Source organism: Virgibacillus sp. DJP39, from assembly GCF_049310925.1.
GTDB lineage: Bacteria > Bacillota > Bacilli > Bacillales > Amphibacillaceae > Virgibacillus_F.
The window spans coordinates 1-20,562 of the sequence record NZ_JBMERP010000065.1 but is presented as its reverse complement, the minus strand read 5'-3'; the positions used below and the strand labels follow the sequence as shown (position 1 = coordinate 20,562).

Annotated in this window: 16 protein-coding genes and 2 pseudogenes; 2 read left to right on the top strand and 16 right to left on the bottom strand. The window is 34.4% G+C overall.

Features of this window, described 5'->3' with window-relative positions; translation table 11 throughout:
* Positions 1-699 precede the first annotated feature (699 nt).
* The 8 genes from ACOI1D_RS16505 to ACOI1D_RS16470 form a co-directional block, all read right to left on the bottom strand.
* The gene (locus tag ACOI1D_RS16505; protein ID WP_422502719.1) at positions 700-1,953 is read right to left on the bottom strand and encodes an MFS transporter; all 1,254 of its coding nucleotides are present in this window, start codon (positions 1,951-1,953) and stop codon (positions 700-702) included.
* A 40-nt stretch (positions 1,954-1,993) separates the two neighbouring features.
* Positions 1,994-3,205, bottom strand: a complete 1,212-nt coding sequence (locus ACOI1D_RS16500) for an ATP-grasp domain-containing protein (RefSeq protein ID WP_422502717.1) — start codon at positions 3,203-3,205, stop codon at positions 1,994-1,996.
* 24 nt (positions 3,206-3,229) lie between these two features.
* A complete protein-coding gene (locus tag ACOI1D_RS16495) occupies positions 3,230-4,330 on the bottom strand; it encodes a dipeptide epimerase (protein WP_422502716.1) in 1,101 nt (366 codons plus the stop codon).
* 69 nt (positions 4,331-4,399) lie between these two features.
* On the bottom strand, positions 4,400-5,617 hold the full coding sequence (locus tag ACOI1D_RS16490; RefSeq protein WP_422502714.1) for an ATP-grasp domain-containing protein: 1,218 nt from the start codon (positions 5,615-5,617) through the stop codon (positions 4,400-4,402).
* A gap of 102 nt (positions 5,618-5,719) precedes the next feature.
* The gene (locus ACOI1D_RS16485) at positions 5,720-6,499 is read right to left on the bottom strand and encodes an aminotransferase class I/II-fold pyridoxal phosphate-dependent enzyme (RefSeq protein ID WP_422502712.1); all 780 of its coding nucleotides are present in this window, start codon (positions 6,497-6,499) and stop codon (positions 5,720-5,722) included.
* On the bottom strand, positions 6,471-6,668 hold the full coding sequence (locus ACOI1D_RS16480; RefSeq protein ID WP_422502711.1) for an aminotransferase class I/II-fold pyridoxal phosphate-dependent enzyme: 198 nt from the start codon (positions 6,666-6,668) through the stop codon (positions 6,471-6,473). The genes ACOI1D_RS16485 and ACOI1D_RS16480 overlap by 29 nt, the downstream gene beginning before the upstream one ends.
* Before the next feature lie 183 nt (positions 6,669-6,851).
* A complete protein-coding gene (gene aepX, locus ACOI1D_RS16475; protein ID WP_422502709.1) occupies positions 6,852-7,727 on the bottom strand; it encodes a phosphoenolpyruvate mutase in 876 nt (291 codons plus the stop codon).
* A gap of 70 nt (positions 7,728-7,797) precedes the next feature.
* Complete coding sequence (locus tag ACOI1D_RS16470) at positions 7,798-9,078, bottom strand: ATP-grasp domain-containing protein (protein ID WP_422502707.1); 1,281 nt, start codon at positions 9,076-9,078, stop codon at positions 7,798-7,800.
* A gap of 552 nt (positions 9,079-9,630) precedes the next feature.
* Here ACOI1D_RS16470 and ACOI1D_RS16465 point away from each other — a divergent pair.
* Positions 9,631-11,013 (top strand): DUF4158 domain-containing protein, encoded by a 1,383-nt coding sequence (locus ACOI1D_RS16465; RefSeq protein ID WP_422502706.1) that lies wholly within the window; start codon positions 9,631-9,633, stop codon positions 11,011-11,013.
* A gap of 141 nt (positions 11,014-11,154) precedes the next feature.
* Here the strand turns inward: ACOI1D_RS16465 and ACOI1D_RS16460 are convergent.
* From ACOI1D_RS16460 to istA, 6 genes and pseudogenes are all read right to left on the bottom strand, one after another.
* Positions 11,155-11,562, bottom strand: a pseudogene (locus tag ACOI1D_RS16460) (ATP-binding protein); the annotation flags it as partial.
* A 121-nt stretch (positions 11,563-11,683) separates the two neighbouring features.
* A complete protein-coding gene (locus ACOI1D_RS16455) occupies positions 11,684-12,706 on the bottom strand; it encodes a tyrosine-type recombinase/integrase (RefSeq protein ID WP_422502705.1) in 1,023 nt (340 codons plus the stop codon).
* Positions 12,693-13,676, bottom strand: coding sequence for a tyrosine-type recombinase/integrase (locus ACOI1D_RS16450; RefSeq protein WP_422502703.1), 984 nt, complete (start codon positions 13,674-13,676; stop codon positions 12,693-12,695). The genes ACOI1D_RS16455 and ACOI1D_RS16450 overlap by 14 nt, the downstream gene beginning before the upstream one ends.
* A complete protein-coding gene (locus ACOI1D_RS16445) occupies positions 13,663-14,916 on the bottom strand; it encodes a site-specific integrase (RefSeq protein ID WP_422502701.1) in 1,254 nt (417 codons plus the stop codon). The genes ACOI1D_RS16450 and ACOI1D_RS16445 overlap by 14 nt, the downstream gene beginning before the upstream one ends.
* 79 nt (positions 14,917-14,995) lie before the next feature.
* Positions 14,996-15,391 carry an ATP-binding protein gene (locus tag ACOI1D_RS16440; RefSeq protein WP_422502700.1) on the bottom strand — a complete coding sequence of 132 codons (396 nt, stop codon included), beginning with the start codon at positions 15,389-15,391 and terminating at the stop codon, positions 14,996-14,998.
* Positions 15,388-16,860 (bottom strand): IS21 family transposase, encoded by a 1,473-nt coding sequence (istA, locus tag ACOI1D_RS16435; protein ID WP_422502698.1) that lies wholly within the window; start codon positions 16,858-16,860, stop codon positions 15,388-15,390. The genes ACOI1D_RS16440 and istA overlap by 4 nt, the downstream gene beginning before the upstream one ends.
* A gap of 127 nt (positions 16,861-16,987) precedes the next feature.
* Between istA and ACOI1D_RS16430 the strand changes: the two are divergent.
* Positions 16,988-18,685: pseudogene (locus tag ACOI1D_RS16430) on the top strand (Tn3 family transposase); the annotation flags it as partial.
* Positions 18,686-18,775: 90 nt separating this feature from the next.
* Here ACOI1D_RS16430 and ACOI1D_RS16425 read toward each other — a convergent pair.
* Together ACOI1D_RS16425 and ACOI1D_RS16420 are read right to left on the bottom strand one after the other, a co-directional pair.
* A complete protein-coding gene (locus ACOI1D_RS16425) occupies positions 18,776-19,672 on the bottom strand; it encodes a hypothetical protein (RefSeq protein WP_422502697.1) in 897 nt (298 codons plus the stop codon).
* A gap of 323 nt (positions 19,673-19,995) precedes the next feature.
* Positions 19,996-20,562: hypothetical protein (locus tag ACOI1D_RS16420; protein ID WP_422502696.1), on the bottom strand; the 567-nt coding region annotated here is incomplete at its 5' end.

The following is a 20,562-nucleotide window of genomic DNA, read 5'->3' as shown; positions in this document are numbered from 1 at the left end:
TCATATCCTTCCCTTCAGAGTATTAATAAAAAAACTGCACTAGCAAATAGAGAAATATCCTTAAACTTCCCTCTATTATGCTAGAAGCCATAATAATGTTCTCACCCAAAGTGAACTAGGTACCTTAAAGAATTGTTTAAAATCCACACTGATATAAATAATTAGTTGATAATTTAATGAAAAAAAAGTCCCTGTTCCTTTATTACTTAAGGATACAGAGAACTTTTCATGAATAAACCCAATTAAAATTGTATCAATATTATGCATGAAAGTAAAGATAGTCTTTACTTTTTTTAAGTCTTTTGAAGTGCTGCAGGAAATTAAAACGGTTTATAAGATTTACTATCGATCAGATGATTCAACACAACAGTAGTTAATAAGAGACGAGAGTGCTTGATTAGTATAAAGTCTGAGAACCCTTTCCCATAGATTATACATAAGCTAAAGTGGGTTTATAATATATCTGAAATATTGATTTTTACACCAGCCTATGAGTGAAAACTAATAATTTAATCCTCAAAACACTTTTTTCCTTTTACTGACTCACGGGATTGGGAAATGCTGGACGTTAAGACAAGATTCAGCAGGACCCTATCTTCTATTTTTGCACACATTTGAATATTACCAACCTATTGAGTAGTAATGGAAACAGTGTCTTCTCTGACCAACAACTAACGAAATGATAAAAACGTTCCTTGATTAACCTTCGAGTTGTTCAAGTTTACCTTGAGTTCTGTTATCGTTTAAAATTGAATAATATAAATAAAGGGAGATAACCCCTGAAAAACCAAAAAAACTTAAAATTATCCAATTCGGTAAAAATGCACTTATTGAAAGTGTCAAAGAAGCTATTACCATTCCCCCTCTACTATGTAATCCATAAACCGCCATATACTTGGTTCTGTTATTATCATCTATTAATACAGATAACAATGATTGTTTTACTGGAAAGTAAGACATTTCACCCACAGTTACTACTAGCATAGATATTAATAACAACCAAAAAGAGGTTGAGTATCCCAATAAAATATAACCAATTGTAAATAATATTGTACCTGAATACAATTGTGTCTTGTCACTAGTTCCTCTTAACAATTTTATCATTAAACCCGAAAAGCAAACCACCAAAAGAGTATTTTGTGCCTGAAGTATCCCAAACATTTCCACTCCGTTTATATCCAAATTAAAAAAACCTTTAAAAAGTGATTGACTCTCAAAATGATTAGCTAGCCTAACACTAATATAATAAATTAATTGATATTCTAAACTCATTATAATCAAAGAGACTAATAAGAACTTCAAAAATATCTCATCACTTAAAATTGCTTTATAACTTTTAAAAACCACAAACTTTTTTTGGGAAGTTTTTTGTTTAGGTTTTTCTGGCATGGTTTCTTCTACGAAAAGGTAATATACTAAATAAAAACAAATAGAACAGAAAGAACTAATTAGCAATACAATAAAAAAGAAATCTTTAAATAAAAAGGCACCCACAGCTGCACCAATAGCAAATGCTAAATTAACCAACCAATATTTAATTGTATATATGAATTTTCTAACCTTTGGTGGGCTAACATCAATTATTGTAGCATCAGCAGCCGGTTTCCCTATGTTAATTGATGTATTGAGTAATAAGAGTAAAATAAATGTTCCAACTGGACTGGTGATCCATGGTGAGTTAATTAGAGCCAAAAGACCAAAAATTATAATATTTGATAACTCAGCTGTGAGTAATAGTGGACGTCGTCCTTTGATATCACTGAGGTATCCTCCATAAAAACCAGCTATCATCCCCCACAGGATGATAATTAATGTTAGAATACCTGCTATACCAGCTCCGTAGTATAGAGAAAAATACAAGGCCATAAAAGGAATGACCATGTGGTTAATTATTCTTTGAAAAAAATCGACTATTAGCCTTATCTTTACATTTACATGAAGGTCTGAAAACATATTAACCTACTCCTATGTAATTTTATAGAAAATAAATCAATTACTTTACATTAAAGACAACATTTGATTCAATTTTTTCTACCTTCGTTTCGAGCTCTTCCTTAGATTTTGCAGCAATAATATAATAGCCTACTCGCTCCCAAGAAGAAGATATTTCAGAGATATATTCCCCTGGTTCTTTGTTGAACTTCCAATTTATTACTCCACTGTTTGGATCATTTAATGTGTTAATACCATCTATGCATTCTAACTTACCTTCTTTGGCTTTAAAATATCTAATTGCAGAAAAACTTGATGGATGCCAATTAACTTTTGTTTCAATCCCCTGTAATATATTTAAATAGGTTTCCATAAATGAAAAGTTATATGCTAATGATAATAATTCAGGAATTTGATCACCGGGCCTTCTTGCAGCACATTCAATAATCCAAACATTATTACCATTTATTATCCATTCTGCATGTAATATACTACTTTCAACTTTCGCATATTTAATAATTTTATTCATATATTTGTTAATTTTTTCCTGTGTTACTTGATTTAAGCATGCTGGAATACTATGTCCAGATTCGACGAAAAAACCATTATTAAATTTATCTTTTTTGGTAAAGTTAACAAACTTTACTTTTCCCGCCTGAACCAGCATTTCAACCGAATATTCCTTGCCATCTACATATTCTTCAGCTATGTAACTACTTCTATCCTCACTCTCAATTCCATTGTTCACACTTGTTGTTTTTCTATAAGCTTCACTAATTTGCTGTATTCCTTGAATTTTGTTTACACCAAGTGATCCCTGCCTGTTTGAGGGTTTGAATATAATTGGTTTTCCAACAAAGAATTGTTGTAAGTCTTTTAGAGTTTTAATTCTCAAAAACATCGGTTGGGGTACCTCATGCTTATTACAAAAATCTCTAAACTTTACTTTATCTGTAAATATCTCTGCCCCAATATTACCTAACTTTGGTAAATCCAGATATTCAGCAGCTTTATTGGACGCTTTCACCGCATACTCTACTGCTGGTATTACCACATCAAATTTATTGTTTATTGATATTTCTTTGACTATTTTCATAAACCCATCTGACTGATGATATAAACCCTTATAAATTTTTTTCACATTACCTACCTTTTCACTGCTTTTCTCTTTCAACACCTCGGGTTCTTCTATTATAAAAATTTTGTGTTGCTCTTCATAATTAATCATTTCTTTACACAAACTATTACTCATACCAATCATTAATATGTTCATTTAAACTCCCCCATTATATAAACACTATTGCTCACCATGTAAAAAAAGAGCATTATTAATGTCGTTAAACCCTATACCATGTTCATTAGTCATATGAATGTTATTCTTATTGAAAATTGGCCCCCCTACAAATGGATCAGTCGCACAGAGGTTATGTGCGTCTAAATCTACTTTTGTAATATTCCTTTTTGCTGCTCCAAGGTGAGAAGCAGCACTTATACCTATTTTACTTTCCATCATGCACCCAACCATACATTGAATCCCTAGAGATTCAGCAATTGAACATAGCTGTAATGCTCGATAAATTCCTCCCGTTTTCATAAGCTTTATATTTATTAAATCAGCGGCGTTTCTTTGAATTACCTCTATTGCATCCCTTGGTGAAAAAACGCTTTCATCCGCCATGATAGGTGTATGAACATTATCTTTTACATAGGCCATTCCATTAATATTTTGATAATTTACTGGCTGTTCAATAAGTTCAATCCTAAGATCTTTTTTCTCAAACTCTCTTATTACCTTAACTGCTTCTTTTGGACTCCAACCTTGATTGGAATCGATTCTTAAATTAACATTATTACCCACAGCTTTTCTTATTTCCATTACACGATCAATATCCTCATTGAAATTAAGACCTAACTTTATTTTTAGTGTGCCGTATCCATTCTCAACTGCTTCTATACTATCAGAAACCATTTCGTCAATATGGTTCACGCTTATTGTAATATCTGTTTCAATATTACTACTGTAACCTCCTATAGATTTATATAGGGGGATTTTTAATGATTTCGAGTATAGATCATAGATTGCAATATCAACAGCAGCTTTAGCACTATTGTTATTCAAGATGCTATTATGCAGTTTATTCATTATTTCTTCTAAGTTATTAACATCCGAATTAATGATTTTAGGTTTAATAAAATTTTGAATAGCACTTATAATAGATTCTTTAGTTTCTCCAGTGACTAAAGGATTAGGTGCTGCCTCTCCAAAACCAACTTCACCTTCATCTGTCTGTACCTTTACTAATATTGAGTTTAAGTCATGAGCAGTTCTAACACTAGTTTTAAATGGTTTCTTTAATGGAATGGTAATTTCCTCTGTATAAATATCAATAACTTTCACCTTATTACTCCTCGTATATTATTTAGCTTTTTAAAATTCGTGTTAGTGGTTAATACTAACTATATATGGTTAATTTTTTGCTGTTTTAATCTTAACTTGTTTTTGGATTGTTTCCATTGTTTCTAGTATTTCATTACGACTATTTGCCCTAACTAAAAACCAACCTAGTCTATCATAACTATTTCGTAAGGGATTAACCTTATCACCTACATCGCAAGTAAGTTTATATTCTATTAGATTTTTTAATTCATTTAAATCTTCGTGTCCACGAACTGATTCAATAATTCCAGGTTTGGCATGGATATAATTCACCCCATAGAAGCTGTCGGGTGAATTAATTTTAATTCTATAGTTTATGTCTCCAATTTCTGCGAATATCGGGGAATGCATATCAGACCTTATTGAGCATTCTGTTATTAAAGATATATTATCTCCACCGTACCTCGTATGAACTTCACCTACTATAAAATTGTTATCATGAATGAATCCTTCTATATGAAGTGGGCCCATTTTGACACCTATAGAATTAACGATTTTTTCGGTAATGTTGTTAAAAAAGCCACTATCAAGATCCCCATGCTTATATGGAGTAATATGGCCGCTCTCTACAAACGTGTTAGAGTATATTAACTTTTCCGTTATTCCCCATACATAAACTGTTCCTTTATAAACAATTGCTTCAATAGAAACTTCCCTACCCTTAATATACTCTTCAACTAGTATTTTATCGTTTGGATTACATAGTTCTTTGCATTCCTTAAATGCTTGTTTAATTTGGGATTCAGATTTGATTTCGATGACCCCTATACTCGCTTTTTGTTTAGTAGGTTTTAATACCACCGGAAGTCCATATTCTTTAATAAAATTCTCAACACTAAATTCCGAGTCACATATTGCAAAATTATTAATATGTAAACCCGATTCAGAAAGTGTTTTTTTAGTTTTATATTTATCATCGCAAATATTTATAGACTCAGAGCTATTACCAGAAATACCGATATTCTCTTGTACCCTTGCTACATTATAAAGGGCATATTCATTGAAGGAGAAAATTGTGTTTATTAACTCGCTCTCAACTAATCGTAGCGTGGTACTCAATAGATCTTCAAAATTATTGTAGTCAACATATACTAGTCGGTGTGCATCTTTTACTAGTCCCTTATGCTTTTCTAAAGACTCTTTTTTATCTCCGACAACTATCTGGAAACCCATCATTTTTGCTCTCTCAATCGCTTTTGCAGTATGTGTCTTATGTACTCCTACTAAAAAAAGTTTATTTTGTTTCATTCAAATACCCCTTTTATGATTTTAAGACTCACAATACTATACTAGGGTTAGAGATTTCATAAAGACAACCTCTAACCTTTTTTAATTCCAAATATAACAAAATTAATTAAGTTTAGTCACAAACTCTTCCAATCTATGCAATGCTTTATAAATTTCCTCCCTTGAAAGAGCATAAGACATTCTTAGATTACTTGAAGAACTAAAAGCACTTCCAGGGATTGTAGAAAGTAACTGTTCTTCTAACAGTAATTCACAAAACCTTTCTACATTCCCGATAAGTTCTCCGTGGTAACTTTTTTGGAGAAGTTCAGATATATTTGGAAAAGCATAAAAAGCACCACCTGGCATAGAACAATAAATGCCTGGAATTTTTTTTAGGCCAGATATTAATATTTGTCTTCTTTCATTAAATTCCTCAAGCATATAATTAGGAAAAGAGGAAAATGCTTCAATTCCAGCTTCTTGTGCGATCGTACAAGCATTTCCTGCTGAATGGCTTTGTAAAGTAGTTAATGATTTTGCAATTAGAGTAGGTGCTGCTATATAACCTAAACGCCAACCTGTCATAGCGAATACCTTTGAATGGCCGTTTACTAGGATAGTTCTCGAATTAAGTTCAGGACAAATTGCGTTTATACTATAATGTTTTTCATCGTAGATTAATCTATCATAGATTTCATCAGTCACTATATAAATATCAGACTTACTTAAGGTTTCACCTAAACTACGTAGCTCTTCATACGAATAAACTGCTCCTGTAGGATTATTAGGTGAATTTATAATAACAGCTTTTGTTTTCGACGTGATTTTTTCTTCCAACATTTCTGGTGTAATTTTAAAACCTGTTGATTCATCACATGGGAACAATAACAGGATTTGCATCTGCAAGCTGAATTTGTTCAGGATAAGAGACCCAATGAGGAGCAGGAACAATCACCTCATCACCTTCGTCACAAATAGTCATAAATACATTATATAGTGAATGTTTTGCACCTGAAGATGCTACTATCTCGGGTTCTACCATTTTGTATGGCCGAAATACCTGCTTCATTTATTGCTCTAGGAGTATCAAAATCTGGTTCTCCGACACTCATATTTATAACATTTTTGCCTTGTGAAATTAATTCTTTTGTTTTTGCGTTCATAGCCATAGTCGGAGAAGGAGTTATATTTTTAACCCTTTTAGAAACAGAAAGTGTCTTTAACATGTATTCACCCCAATAATTCATATTTTTTATTTACTATAAACAATTTCTTCTCTTTTCTTCATTTTTGGAATATCCTGTAAGTCAAATATATCGCTTACATTTGATATCTTATTTTCAATAGGTTCTGTAGAACCATTCTTCATAATATTTGACAGTACCTCATCCATAGCCTTTACTGAAGCTCTTAATGATTGATTGGCATAAATTGAAAATCGAACACCTAAATTTTCTAATTCGCCCATTGTGATACTTGGGTATTTGGTTGGAACCACGACCAAGGGAGTACTTAAATCCCATCTTTTTATAAATTCAACTATCTCATTAGGATTCTTCTGTTTAGAATGTATCAGTATTGCATCTGCACCAGCTTCTGAGTATGCTTTAGCACGATTATATGCCTCATCCTGCCCTAAACCAGCTATTAAAGCCTCTACCCTAGCAATAATTACAAAATCATTATCTACACGAGAGTCTTTAGCAGTTTTTATTTTTGCGCAGAACTCTTTACTACTCACCAGAAGTTGTTCTCTATCATCAAATGAGTTTAGTTTAGGAAATACTTTGTCTTCAAGACAAACCCCTGAGATACCTGAGGATTCATATTTCTTAATCATTCTATCAACATTGTGTATATTCCCAAAACCTGAATCACAGTCTGCTATCACAGGAATATTACAAGAGTCATTCATTATAATTGCAGCTTCTAGGAATTCTGTCATTGTTAATATACTTGCATCTGGAACAGTCTGAATGGCTGATATACCTAAACCACTAGCCCAAATTGCATCAAAACCATTTTTTTCCGCTAGTTTAGCACTTAGACCATCATGGGCCCCTGCAACTTTTGACAACTTTTTAGTATTTAATAAATCCCTTAAAGTCTTGTTTTTGTTTTGTATCATTACTAGTATTTCCTCCTTCAATGCTGTTAATATTCAATTTACTTCTACTCCGTTTTTTATAATCAATAAGTTAAGAAGAGAATTCAGTGGTCTCCATGTGAGAAACCAACGTCTTTTCATCACTAATTATTATACACTCCACCCCCTCCAAAGCCTGATTTGCTCTTTTAATAGCTTGATTTGTATCTTTCCCTTCTGTAATTACATACGCTATTCGTGAATCATGGAATTTATTTGGTGGTAACAAAACACTTTCTCCCCTTTCTTTTTCAATAGTGAAATTCACCACCCCAGGCATTTCATGGATATTTTTATCTCCCCTCCATTCCTGTATAACACCTTCATTTTTTGCAATAAGAAATTTCACACAAGATCCTTTCGAACGATCTGGGGAAAAATTAATTGGCTCCCCTAACGATGCAAGTAGAGTATTCTTAGTCAAATCTATACCAGAAGAAACAGGTACTAGATGTGTTGTGATAAAATCACCTCCAATCCTCCCATTAACTTCAACAATTTTACAACCATCGTTAGTTATCATTACCTCCGCATGAAACCCACAATTGTCCAATCCCATTGCATTTATTGCTTCATTAGTAATTTTTATTATTTCATTTTTTAAATTTGATGGTAACCTAGCTGGAAAAGCGTGTAGGTATTCTTCAAAATAATTGTCTATTTCTTTTTCTGTAATTCCAGCAATAAAAACTTTACCTTTGGATACAATCCCTTCTATGCTTACCTCTTGGCCATCCATATATTCCTCTATTATGTATTCGGAGTGGTGAAAAGAAAACATTTTATCATTCTTTTCTGTTAAATGAGCATTCATAGTCCTATATATCTGTTCTATTTCTTTTTCAGAGTCAATTTTAAATACACCTTTACTAGCAGAAGCACCTACTGGTTTTATTATTAGCGGAAACTGAAGCTTCCTTTTTGCTTTTAGTAAATCCTCATAACCCTTTACGCTCATAAATCTTGGATGAGGAACGTTGTTAGCTTCTAAAGCTTTTCGCATTGTTAATTTATGTCGTGCCATTTTTGCGGAATGAACAGGACTCCCATGTAAACCCAATTCCTGAGCAGTCTCCGCAACTGGTAGAACATCTCTATCCCAGAAAGTTATAACACCATCAAAAGGGTGTTCCTGATGTCTTTTTTTTAGTTTTGGGAGAGTTTCACTTATATCATAGGTATTAGACTCGATAAATCCATCTACATAAGGATAAGACCATTGTGGAAGCGTAGGTCCTACAACATAAACTATTAACCCCAAGTCTTTAGCAGTAGATAATGTTTTCTCTTTTTTAATATAAGTTGCATTAAAGAAGAGTATGTTTTTGCTCATTTCATTCAACCCTTTCCAAACCAAATTCTTCATTTTATTTGTTATTTTCAAATAGTCTCACAACGTAAAAATATTGTCAAATAACTTTATATTAGATATGTTAGATGGAATAATTTTTTGTCATTGCCTTTTTGGAGGTATCACCAATGGTAAATCCTTAGGCTTTCCAGTTTTTAGTTCGCGGATAGAAATACAGTTTTTAATATTACGTTTTCCATCGTTCACATCAATAATTTTTATTTGAGGTTACCCAGGTATACCTGTAATTGTAGGGCGTAGATAGCAAAATAAAATCATTTGTCCCCAACAACAGTTGTGTTGCATAAAAGGTTAGTTTCCCACTTTATAACCGTTTAAAGCAGCACAATTGATTTTGTGTTGTTCATGTCGTAGCTGTCTAAAGGGTTTACACTATGTCCTATTTTTACACGTATCTAGGACATACCCCTATCACCGTCTGAGGACAGGGATCTTTTTAATTGAATTATGTTATAATTGTGACACGAAACAGTTTGTTTCGCCAAAAAGACGAATCTTGGGGTAGGAAAATATATGGTCGAAAAAAACAAACAAAAACGGTTAAGCATACTGGGTGAGGATGAATTCAAAGCGATTTTTGCTAGACCGCATTTGACAGATGAAGAACATGGAGATTATTTCTCCCTTTCACAACCTGAAAAAGAATTAATGCAAGGGCTACGTTCTGTCAATTCTAGGGTTCATTTTATCTTGCAACTGGGGTACTTTAAAGCCAAGCATCAGTTTTTCACCTTTGACCTTCGTGATGTCAAAAATGATTTTCAGTATATATTAAAACAGCACTTCCCAGACAGCAGGGTGACTAATCTTCATTCCATTGATAAGTCAACTCGATTGAAACAGCAACAACTGATCCTCGAACTATTTCATTACCGTCAATGTGGTGCAAAAGAAAGGGAACATATCGAAAAAAAGGCTCGCCAAGCAGTCACAGTTTCAAGTAAACCGATTTTTGTATTTCGTGAAATCATGAATGATCTAGCCGAACAACGCATCGTTTCACCAGGATATAGCTTTATTCAAGAAGCAGTGAGTCAGGCGATTACCTTTGAACAGCATCGATTAATCGGTATTGTGCAGCATCACTTGAAGCAGGTTGATATTGATGCTTTGAAAGCGCTGCTTGAAGACACCCAAGGTTTATATGAAATCACAAAACTTAAACGCGAACCCAAAGATTTTAGTTTGAAGGAGATCAAACAGGAGATACAACGAGGACAGCAAATACAGTCCTTGTACCAACGGGCTCGGACATTGATCCCCCAATTGGGGATTTCCAATGAAAGCATCAAATATTACGCCTCATTGGTCGATTATTATTCTGTTTTCAGGATCAAAAGGCTGGATGAAAGGCTCGTTTACATCTATCTCATATGCTTTGTTTTCTTTCGTTATCAGCGAATGAACGACAACCTGATCAATACCTTCATCTATAATGTCAGACGTTATGCTGATGAAGCTAAAACGATGGCCAAAGAACGCATATATGAGCGCTACACAGAAAATCGCCAGAACATGCAAAAAGTCGGGGACGTCCTTCGATTATTTACCGATGACAACATCGCAAAGGAAACCCCTTTTGGTGATATTCGGGAGAAAGCCTTTGCGATTTTGGAACGTCAAAAACTTGATAATGTAGCCGAACAAATCACCTCGAATGCAAAATGGGATGAAACGGCCATCCAGTGGGAATATATCGATCGGATAGAACGTCAATTTAAGCGTCATTTGCGGCTTTTATTTCGGATGATTGATTTCGCTGCCCCTTCAATGTCTGATCCGTTGATGAAAGCCATATATTTTGTGAAAGAGGCTTTAGATAAAAATAAATCCCTAGGACAATATGCAACCGATCGATTGCCACATCAATTTCTGCGAATGTCAATAAAAAAGTAGACCACGTGCCAGAAAAAAAGTAGGCCACTTGTGCCAGTTAAAGAGTAGACCATTTTGTTTATAATGCTGAGAAAATAGTAGGCCACTTCCTCCAAAATATAGGCACCTACACGGTTCTTACGAACCTAGTAGATGCAGTATTTAATTACTCTCCTTTCTTGTCTGTATTAACCTAAAAGAGTCAGCAACATTCATGTCTAGAATATGTGAACGAAAAGTAATTCGATCAATAAGAGCAGCAACCATAATTTCATTTTCAAATAATTCGGTCCATCTAGAGAATTGAAGGTTTGTTGTTACAATAATACTTGCACGTTCAGATCGTTCAGAAATGACTTGGAACAGCATTTCTGATTGGTGACGATTAAATGTCAGGTACGACAATTCATCTAAGATTAATAGATCAATTTTTGCTAAGCTCTTCTCTAATTTAGAAAGACGATTATATTGTTGAGCTTCCGCAAGTTCATTAGCAAGATTTGCAGCCGTATAGAATTTGACATTAAATCCTGCTTGGCATGCCTTCATTCCAATGCCTATAGAGGTGTGTGTCTTCCCATTATGGAAATTTTTCCATAATGGGAATTATCGAAAGGTATTGTTTATGGAAAGACTTTAAACTAACTTCTAGAAATTTGTAGCTCATTCATCTAAAATCTTTCCATAATAATTATCTGCAGAACTCCTGCAACCAATTTAGTAAATCCTTGTCTTCATCCCAAACGGGAATATCCTGCTTCACAACTTCCACATACGCTGATTCTAATGCTTTCCTTTTTACTTCTGAGTTTGCTCTAGCATAATGTTCAGTGGTACTTACATTGACATGTCCTAATAAGTCTCTGATATAAATAATATTTACACCAGCTTCTAATAGATGCATAGCTTTTGTATGTCTAACCATATGGGGTTTTAGTTTACCGGGAAACTGTTTTTCAGGGTTTAATTCCTTCGCTTCTTTTAAGTATTTCTCCAAAATATATGTTATTCCTGGCCGAGTGAATGATAGTCTGGCACTATTATAAAATAAAGGATGATCCTGTTTTCCATTATCCAACAAATGGTTTTCTTTAAGATAGTTTTCTAATAAATCACTAGTTTTCCCTATTATAGGAACATATCTTTTTTTACCGCCTTTCCCAGTAAGTAGAACAGTAGCTGGTTTCGATAGACGAACTTCTCCTACCTTCAAGTCGATTAACTCCTGTATTCTTGCTCCTGAGTCATAAAGAAGTACCATTATTGTTAAATCACGCCGACCTTTTTTCGAATTAGTATTCGGTTGTTCAAATAGTAGCTTTAAACATTCCTGATCCAGATAATCAATAGGCTTTATTTCACGCTTTTTAAGTGGGATACATAAAATCTTTTGACACTCGAACATAATTTCTGGATTTTCCAACTGCACATATCGATAGAAACTGTGAATGGCTGCCAAACGTTGATTACGTGTGTTAATGCTTACCCTTTTTGACTTTTCAAGCCAAAGTAAAAAGGTTAGTATTGTCTCAGATTTCAACTTATTAAGAGTGAGGAATTCAGGGCTGATATTCAATTCAGTATTACAAAATATTAGTAGTTGTTTAAACGTGTCACGGTATGACTTAATTGTATTTGTACTGACGTTTCTCTGCCCAGGAAGATACTGCGATAAATACCTAGTTAATGTCTTAGCAAAATCAGTCTGCTTCATTGAAATCTACCTCCGGTATCAAGGGTGAAAAGTGTTTTTCTACATTAGCAATAATCATTGGATATAAATCAGCTGTAAGTCTAAGATAGTGTTGGGTACCTCTTAAATCTACATGACCTAAATAAGTAGAAAGATACGGAAGGAGGTTAGTTAAGTCTTCTCCCTTTAATACCCACTTCTTTAAACAATGAACGGAAAAAGAATGCCTTAAATCATGAAGTCTTGGTCCTTTCCCACTATGAGTAATGCCAGCTTTCCAAAGTAAAACTCTGAAGAGCTTATATACAGTGCTGTCCTTATAGTGACCACCGTAAGGTGATGGAAAAAAGTAAGAATTAGATGTCTCATACTTATGAACCACATTTGAATATTGACGGCATTGCTCTGTCAATGTTTCTGCCATTGGAAGCAGTCGTTCTTTTCCAAGTTTGGCTTCTCTAACAAATAAAATTCCATTTTCTAAATCCACATCATCTAGTTTCAAGCTCAGAGCTTCTGAGATTCTTAGACCACATCCATATAACATTCGAATAAGGAGTTGTAAAACACGATTTCTATTTGGTGAAACATCCGAAACTGGAAAATTATCACAGGCAATGAAAATATTCCGTATTTCTTCTTCAGTAAAAATATACGGGATATAGGAATATCTTGTTATGGTTACAGCCGCACCTGGGTGTATATATGCTTCATATCCGAGACGAACCATGTATTTTGCAAAGCCCCTTACTATTGAAATTCTTCCATTTCTAGTACTGTCAGTTTCATTCGGTTTCTTTTTGGTCCAAGATAGCACCATGTCTTTAGTAAGTCGTTTCTCTACTAAATGATTTTGTTCGAGATAAATATCAAGCCTCTTCAATAAAGAAGCACCTTTAATATATTTGTAACCAACAGCCCTCTGTTCATTTACATATCCTTCAAAGAGATTACTGAGACTGCTATTAAACAAAACCTTATCTTGAGGCATCCTTGAAAACCTCCTCTGGATCAAGTGCACATTGTCTTAGACCTTCAATTCCAGTTTGTAAATATACTGCAGTGGATCTAGAGTTTATATGCCCAAGGACTTCAGAAATTACAGTTAGAGGAGTACCTTGTTCAAGTAGGGTACTTGCTAGAGTATGTCTTAGAGAATGTAAACCGTGGCGCTTTTCCCTCGATACAGTAATACCTGCATTTCTTGTATGCTTGGTTATAATATTATGTAAGTTCGCATCTTCACCAAATTCTTCATAAGGTGCATTCATACGTAAAAAAACAAATGGTGAATCACTAATAGGTCGAGCATCTTTTAGGTAGTCAATTATTGCCCAACCAATATCATTGAGTATAGGATATGTAACAATGTTTTTAGTTTTGTTCTGTTTAATTACTATGGTTTTAGTTTTCCAGTCTAAATCCGTAAGTTTTAGAGATTTAATGTCTCCTGCTCGAATTCCAAGACGCACAACTAGAAGGATGATGGCATAATCCCTTTTGCCAGTAGGATTTCCTCTATCAATGTTCTTAAGTAGGGATACTACATCTTCCCGCTTCCGTACCGATGGTATGGGTGGGTAATAGTACTTTTTTTGTTTTGGAACTTTTAATGATAGGTCTTCCTGTGTAAATTGCTTAAGGAAAAGAAAGCGTAAAAATACTCTTAAAGTTGTCAAAATCGATGCCATACTTTTTTCATGACATGCATAAATTGTTTTCACATAATCGGAAATAATCTCTGCTGTAATTTTATTTACATTTTGAATACCACGTGCATCAAGATAATTTATGAAAAAGTAAAGTCTTTGCATGCGTGTACGAAGACCTCTTTTAGAGTATTCATTCTCCTCACATTCTTTTTCGTAAGCTACAAGTTCATTTTCGAATTGTATTGGTTTTGCATACCCTGGCTTTTTATGTATTCTCCGTATTATGACTCCATGTAACTGGAAGTCACCAAGCACTCTAATTCTTCGAATAGGAGCTCTTAAAGATTTAGGCATTGCTTCAACATAATAATTTATGGTGCATTCATATTTATCTTTTAAGAATTCCTTTCCAAGTTCTTCTGAAAAATATCTCTCCTTCTTATCTGTTGCGAAAGCAACAACACGCTTATAAAAGGCCCGAAAACCACATAGTGAATTATTGGAGTAATTCAACCTTTCAAGTTCTGCTAATACTTTAGAAACTAGTTCCTCAATTGGAAATTTTGTATTTATATTCATAAGACACCACCTAGATTTTTTTATACATCATCTATTGTGGTGTATTATGGAAAGAAATAAACGTACATATGCCATAAAGTTAGAATATATGCTTATTTATTTCCATAAACAATATCTTTCGATAATTCCCAGATCCTGGACTCCCAATCATTACAACGTTTTGTTTTTTATTGATAAAGTCACAGCTTGCTAATTCCCACATAGTCGCACTGGATACGTTCTCCAAACGACTAAAGTCAAACTCATCTAACGTTTTTGGATATGGAAATTTAGCTGCTTTAACTTTACGTTTTTGTTGGTTTTCTTGTCTTTGAGATACTTCTCTTTTCATCAATTCCATGAGAAAATGTTCATAGCTTTGTTCCTTACCCAGCTGACGAATTATGTCCTCATATTCAACAAAAGAGGGAGTTCTTATCTGTTTAGAAAACAGTTTAATAGATTCTTTAGTTGGATTAATTTTACTTGAACTCATATGGCAACTCCCCCTTTAATTAACTTGTCATATTGGCTTAATTCGGGAGTTTTCACCTTGACCTCATCGTTAATTGAAATCGGTGCTACATAAGTAATTGGTACAAGTAGATTCCGTATTAAATCTAAGGAGAGGTCCTGTTGGACCGTCACATTATGTACAGCTGCAATGACATTTACCTCTCCATAATCAACACACAAACGTAATAATTTCACCATTTCTCTAGGTCCTGCGAGTTGTTTACCTATCTCTATAAGTTGAGTGGATACATTGCTTTTAACCGGTTTTGCATTAAAGACACTACGAGGTCTATGTTCAATAAGGTCTATGTAATGTTCAAGTGAGTATTTGGTTTCTCCACGACCATAGCATCGAGGGTAGTTGGCTATTTGTTTCAGTTTATAGACAACAATAACTTCATTTCCAAATCCTTTGATACTAACGTCCTTATCGACATAATCCATTGGAACAGAGTAGTGATTGAAATCAAATTTAATTGTAGAGAAGCTGTCAACTTTATAGGTAGTGCTCTTGCTTGTGTCAAATTGATATGTAGGTAAAACAGTAAATGCAGTCTTTTCGTGTCTTGCCATTTCTCCTACAGTAAGATCCCTTCGGTTAATTTTGTGTTTTCGATACTTCAAGCATCTTTCAAGTAGAACTTTATTTAATTCATCAAGGCTGTCAACTCTAGGTATTGGCACCAGTACATTTCGTCGGATCCATCCAACAAGTCCTTCTACAAGTCCTTTTTCATGTCCAGCAGCAATATTGCAGAATTCGGTTTTAAACACATAGTGTGCGGCTAATGTTTTGTACCGCTCTTGTACCTTAGCATGCGTTCCAAAACCTTCTTTTACTGCGACCTTAGCGTTATCAAATATTACTTTTGAAGGGACACCTTCGAAGTGTTCAAATCCATTAACGTTGCCTTCCAAAAAACTCTCCTCGTTTTGTCTATGAAATCCTTTTACAAATATATCGGCACTATAACATTGACGCATACAAAACAAATTGATTTTAACTTTTTTTCCACGAAGATAGATGGTTGCTTCGCCCCAATCTATTTGTACTGCCTCACCAGGTTCATAACTCAGAGGAACAAATACTTTCGCTCGTTTTTCTCGAAGAGACGCCACTACTTGTCGTATCGTAGATTCGCCACCTGTGAACCCATATTCATCTACTAAACGGTCATAAATTCTACGAGCAGTGTGTTTTTGTTTATTAATGTTTTCCTGTTCATCCTCTTCGAAGCAAGATCTTATGAAATGGATGACATCGTCTGTTACAACGTAGGGGTTTCGACCACTAGTTCCACTACGTTCCCAAGGAACTTGAGCGCCATCGCAGTATTTTTTAACTGTGGTTCGTGAGATGCCAAGTAGCTTAGCAATCGCACGCTGAGATTTACGTTCATGTACATGTAATTCCCTTATTTTCTCGTACATATCCACCTCAATAATCATTCCTTTCGATTCCTCCTGCAAATTATATGATAAATATAATTTTACAAGAGTTTGATAAAAGGTGGTCTACTTTTTTCTCAGCGTTTTGTATTTATTTGGCCTACTATTATCCTAGCATTCATATCAATTTATTCCTGACAACATCAAACGTTACATCTATAAGCAAGAATCCGATGGAGGAAAGGCTATATCGGTGGATCGTTATGAGTTTCTCCTTTATCGTCTTTTACGTGATCGGTTAGAGGCAGGAGATGTTTTTTGCCGTGAAAGCATCCGGTTTCGCAGTTTTGAGGATGACCTGATTGATGACCATCAGTGGCAGCAAAAGGAAAAGTTACTGGCTGACACGGGCCTACATGCGATGAATCAATCCATACATAATCATTTAGCCGAGTTAGAATCGCAGCTCGAAACACGTATGATGGAAGTCAACCAACGAATTTCATCCGGTGAAAATGACCAAATAGAAATAAAAAAACATGGGTTACAAAAACGTTGGACTCTTCCCTATAAGCGCGATACGGAGTCCGTGAATCACTCTTTTTTTGATTCCTTGGGTTCTATCGATATCGGAAGCGTTTTGCAATACGTGGATCAACATTGTCACTTTATAGAGGCATTTGATCATATCTTAGGCCGTTATATAAAACAGCCCCGACAGGATTATGTTCTTATTGCCTGCTTGATTGCTTGGGGAACTAATATGGGGCTAGGCAGGATGGGTGAAATCTCTGACGTTGGTTATTCCTTACTAGCAGCCACATCAGACAATTTCATTCGACTGGAAACGCTGAAAGAGGCCAATGATAGGATCAGTAATGCGGTGGCCAAGTTGCCGATTTTTCACCATTATGATATTGATGAGACCCTTTATTCCAGCAGTGACGGGCAGAAATTCGAGACCAGTATTAACACGATTCAATCGCGTCATTCGCCCAAATATTTCGGCCTGAAAAAGGGTATTGTTTCGTACACATTAGTTGCTAACCACATTCCCGTAAATGCGCAGATCATTGGTGCCAACGAGCATGAAAGTCATTATGTATTCGATATTCTATACAATAACACAACCGATATTCAGCCTGAGGTGCATTCCACCGACACCCACGGAACCAATGAAGTGAACTTTGCGATCCTTCATTTCTTTGGTTATCAGTTTGCGCCCCGATATAAAGACATTTATGATGTCGTTAACAAATCACTATATGGATTTAAGCACCCCAGTCATTATGGTGATGGATTGATCAAGCCTGTTCGCAAAATCAACACAAAGCTCATAGCTGAAGAGTGGGAAAATATTCAACGTATTATATTGTCTCTGGCTCTGAAGTCTACAACGCAGAGCATCATTGTTGGGAAATTAAGTGCTTATGCTCGTAAAAACAAGACCAAGCGTGCCTTGTGGGAATATGACAACATCATGAAAAGCCTGTACCTGCTTCGTTATATTGACTCACCGCCTTTACGTCGCAATGTACAGCGAACCCTAAATAGAGGTGAAAGTTATCATAAACTAAGCCGGGCCGTGTCTTATGCCAACTTTGGCAAACTTCGCTTCAAAACGGAACAAGAGCAGCAAATATGGGATGAATGTAGCCGTCTTATTGCTAACTGTATCATTTATTACAATGCTAGTATTTTATCGAAGATGCTGGCTTATAAAGAAAATCAGGGACAAGATTTAGATGTACTCAAACACATTTCTCCCGTTGCATGGCAACACATCAATTTATATGGCCACTACGAGTTTCATAAACAAGAAGATCTGGTGGATATGGATACCGTTATTCAGAAATTAGCTCAACGAAAGATTATCCCAGAGTAAAGGATGTTTTCTAATTTCACTAATCCACCTTTTCGAGGGGTTGTGCAAAAATACCCAACTACTCATGTTGCAGCAAATTATACATTCGTACTATTTCAAATCATTCGATATGATTTTTGCTCTATTATTGATTCTCCTCATCATTTCATTAACACATTCTTTAACTTCTTCTTCATCCTTAGGTATTGGGTGCGATAAAGATTGTTTCTCAAATAAAGGGATTCCTTTAATCCTATCATTTTCAATAGAGTAATACTCTTCTAAATGGTATGCTTTTTGATTTGTAATAAACCAATTTTTCCATTTGATTAAGTCTCCAATTTTAGCAATTGTAGTTTTCTTGTCATTATCATATTTCATCCCTTTGCCAGAATCTATACACTCTTGAATTTTATCAACCATCAAATTTAAATAATCTTTAACATCAGGCAAAAATCCCTTTAGTGAATTGTACGGATAGCTAGGACAAGGAGTAAAATTGGCTATACTGTCACAAATATCTGCGTAATCAATAAATTCCGGGTACTTATCTAAGAGAAACTCGGCTTTTTCGCGATGTAAATTATTTTCCGCAAAAAACTTCTCGCCAAATTTATTCTTCGAAAAAACAAATTTCCCCCATAACTTTGTAGTAGGATTCCAAGCACAATATGTTATTTTAAAGTCATTATCAAAATCATATAAGGAATCCGTGCATTGACCTTTACTTACATCGCTATATGTCCAAGAGTTTTCTTTTGATTGTTCAACTAACGCACATGTAAACGTTCCCCAGAATGAATTGATAATATCTTTCGAATTATTCGACCAACCTAATCTAATAAACGCTGTTTCTGCTAAGATACTATTTTCATAATCTCCTGTTCCTAATTCATATCTTTTTATTATTCTGTGAAATGGATTAGATAATGAAGCAACAGTTTCTTCGACCCATAATTTTATATCAAAAAGAAGGAATTTCTCAAATATAACCTTATCCTCTTTCATAATTGACACCTCCAGTGTATTTTAGATAATACAGTCGTTTTTTTACACAGCATGTATAACTAATATTTTAAGTTATTTCCCCAATAGTATTTAGGCTATTCTATCTCCATAAACTGTCAAATCAACCTATGCACATTTTGGAGTGGACTTGTTCCCTAAAGCAATAAAAAGAGGGATTCTCGTGATTAAAAACCCCCACCTAACAACTGGTAGAAAATCTCCCAAATATGATTAGCCTAATAAGGAAAACTTTTGATAGAATTTGTATTATTAGATAGACAAAGCAACGCATTTCATCTAATTCTGAAACATATTAAACTCATTTATTCTCTTTCTTTATTTAATCCTTCAAATGCTCTTAAATAATTTGCTAAATAAGTGTCATAATCAATTTCTGTTGTCTTAATTACACCATTCACTTTGCAGCCAAACTCTCCACACAAAGGACAAGTAATTACGTTTGCAAACTCATCATTGTCTCCTAGTAATAAGGAAGGTGCTATAAATTTATCGTTACACGACAAGCATGTTACTTCCTTAACAAAGTATTCTTTACTAGCGTTCTCAATTCTGTTAGGAAACTCATTTAAATGAACTATCTTATGTACTTCTTGAATTGCTTCACCTATACGCTTCATACACCTTTCTATATCGATATCGTATTTATCAAATTCAATCCACCCACTATTATTTATTAAAACCGAATAGTTTAAGAGAGTTTCATCAAAGTTAATTGTAAAATTTGCACCAGCAGGACGTTGATGAATTATTTCATTTCGAATTTCCTTTAGAACCTCCACATTATCGTCTGCTATTAAGTGTAATAATTTCTTCAGACTACCATCCACTTTATATATTTTCTCAATATAATTTACAATATTTTTCTTATT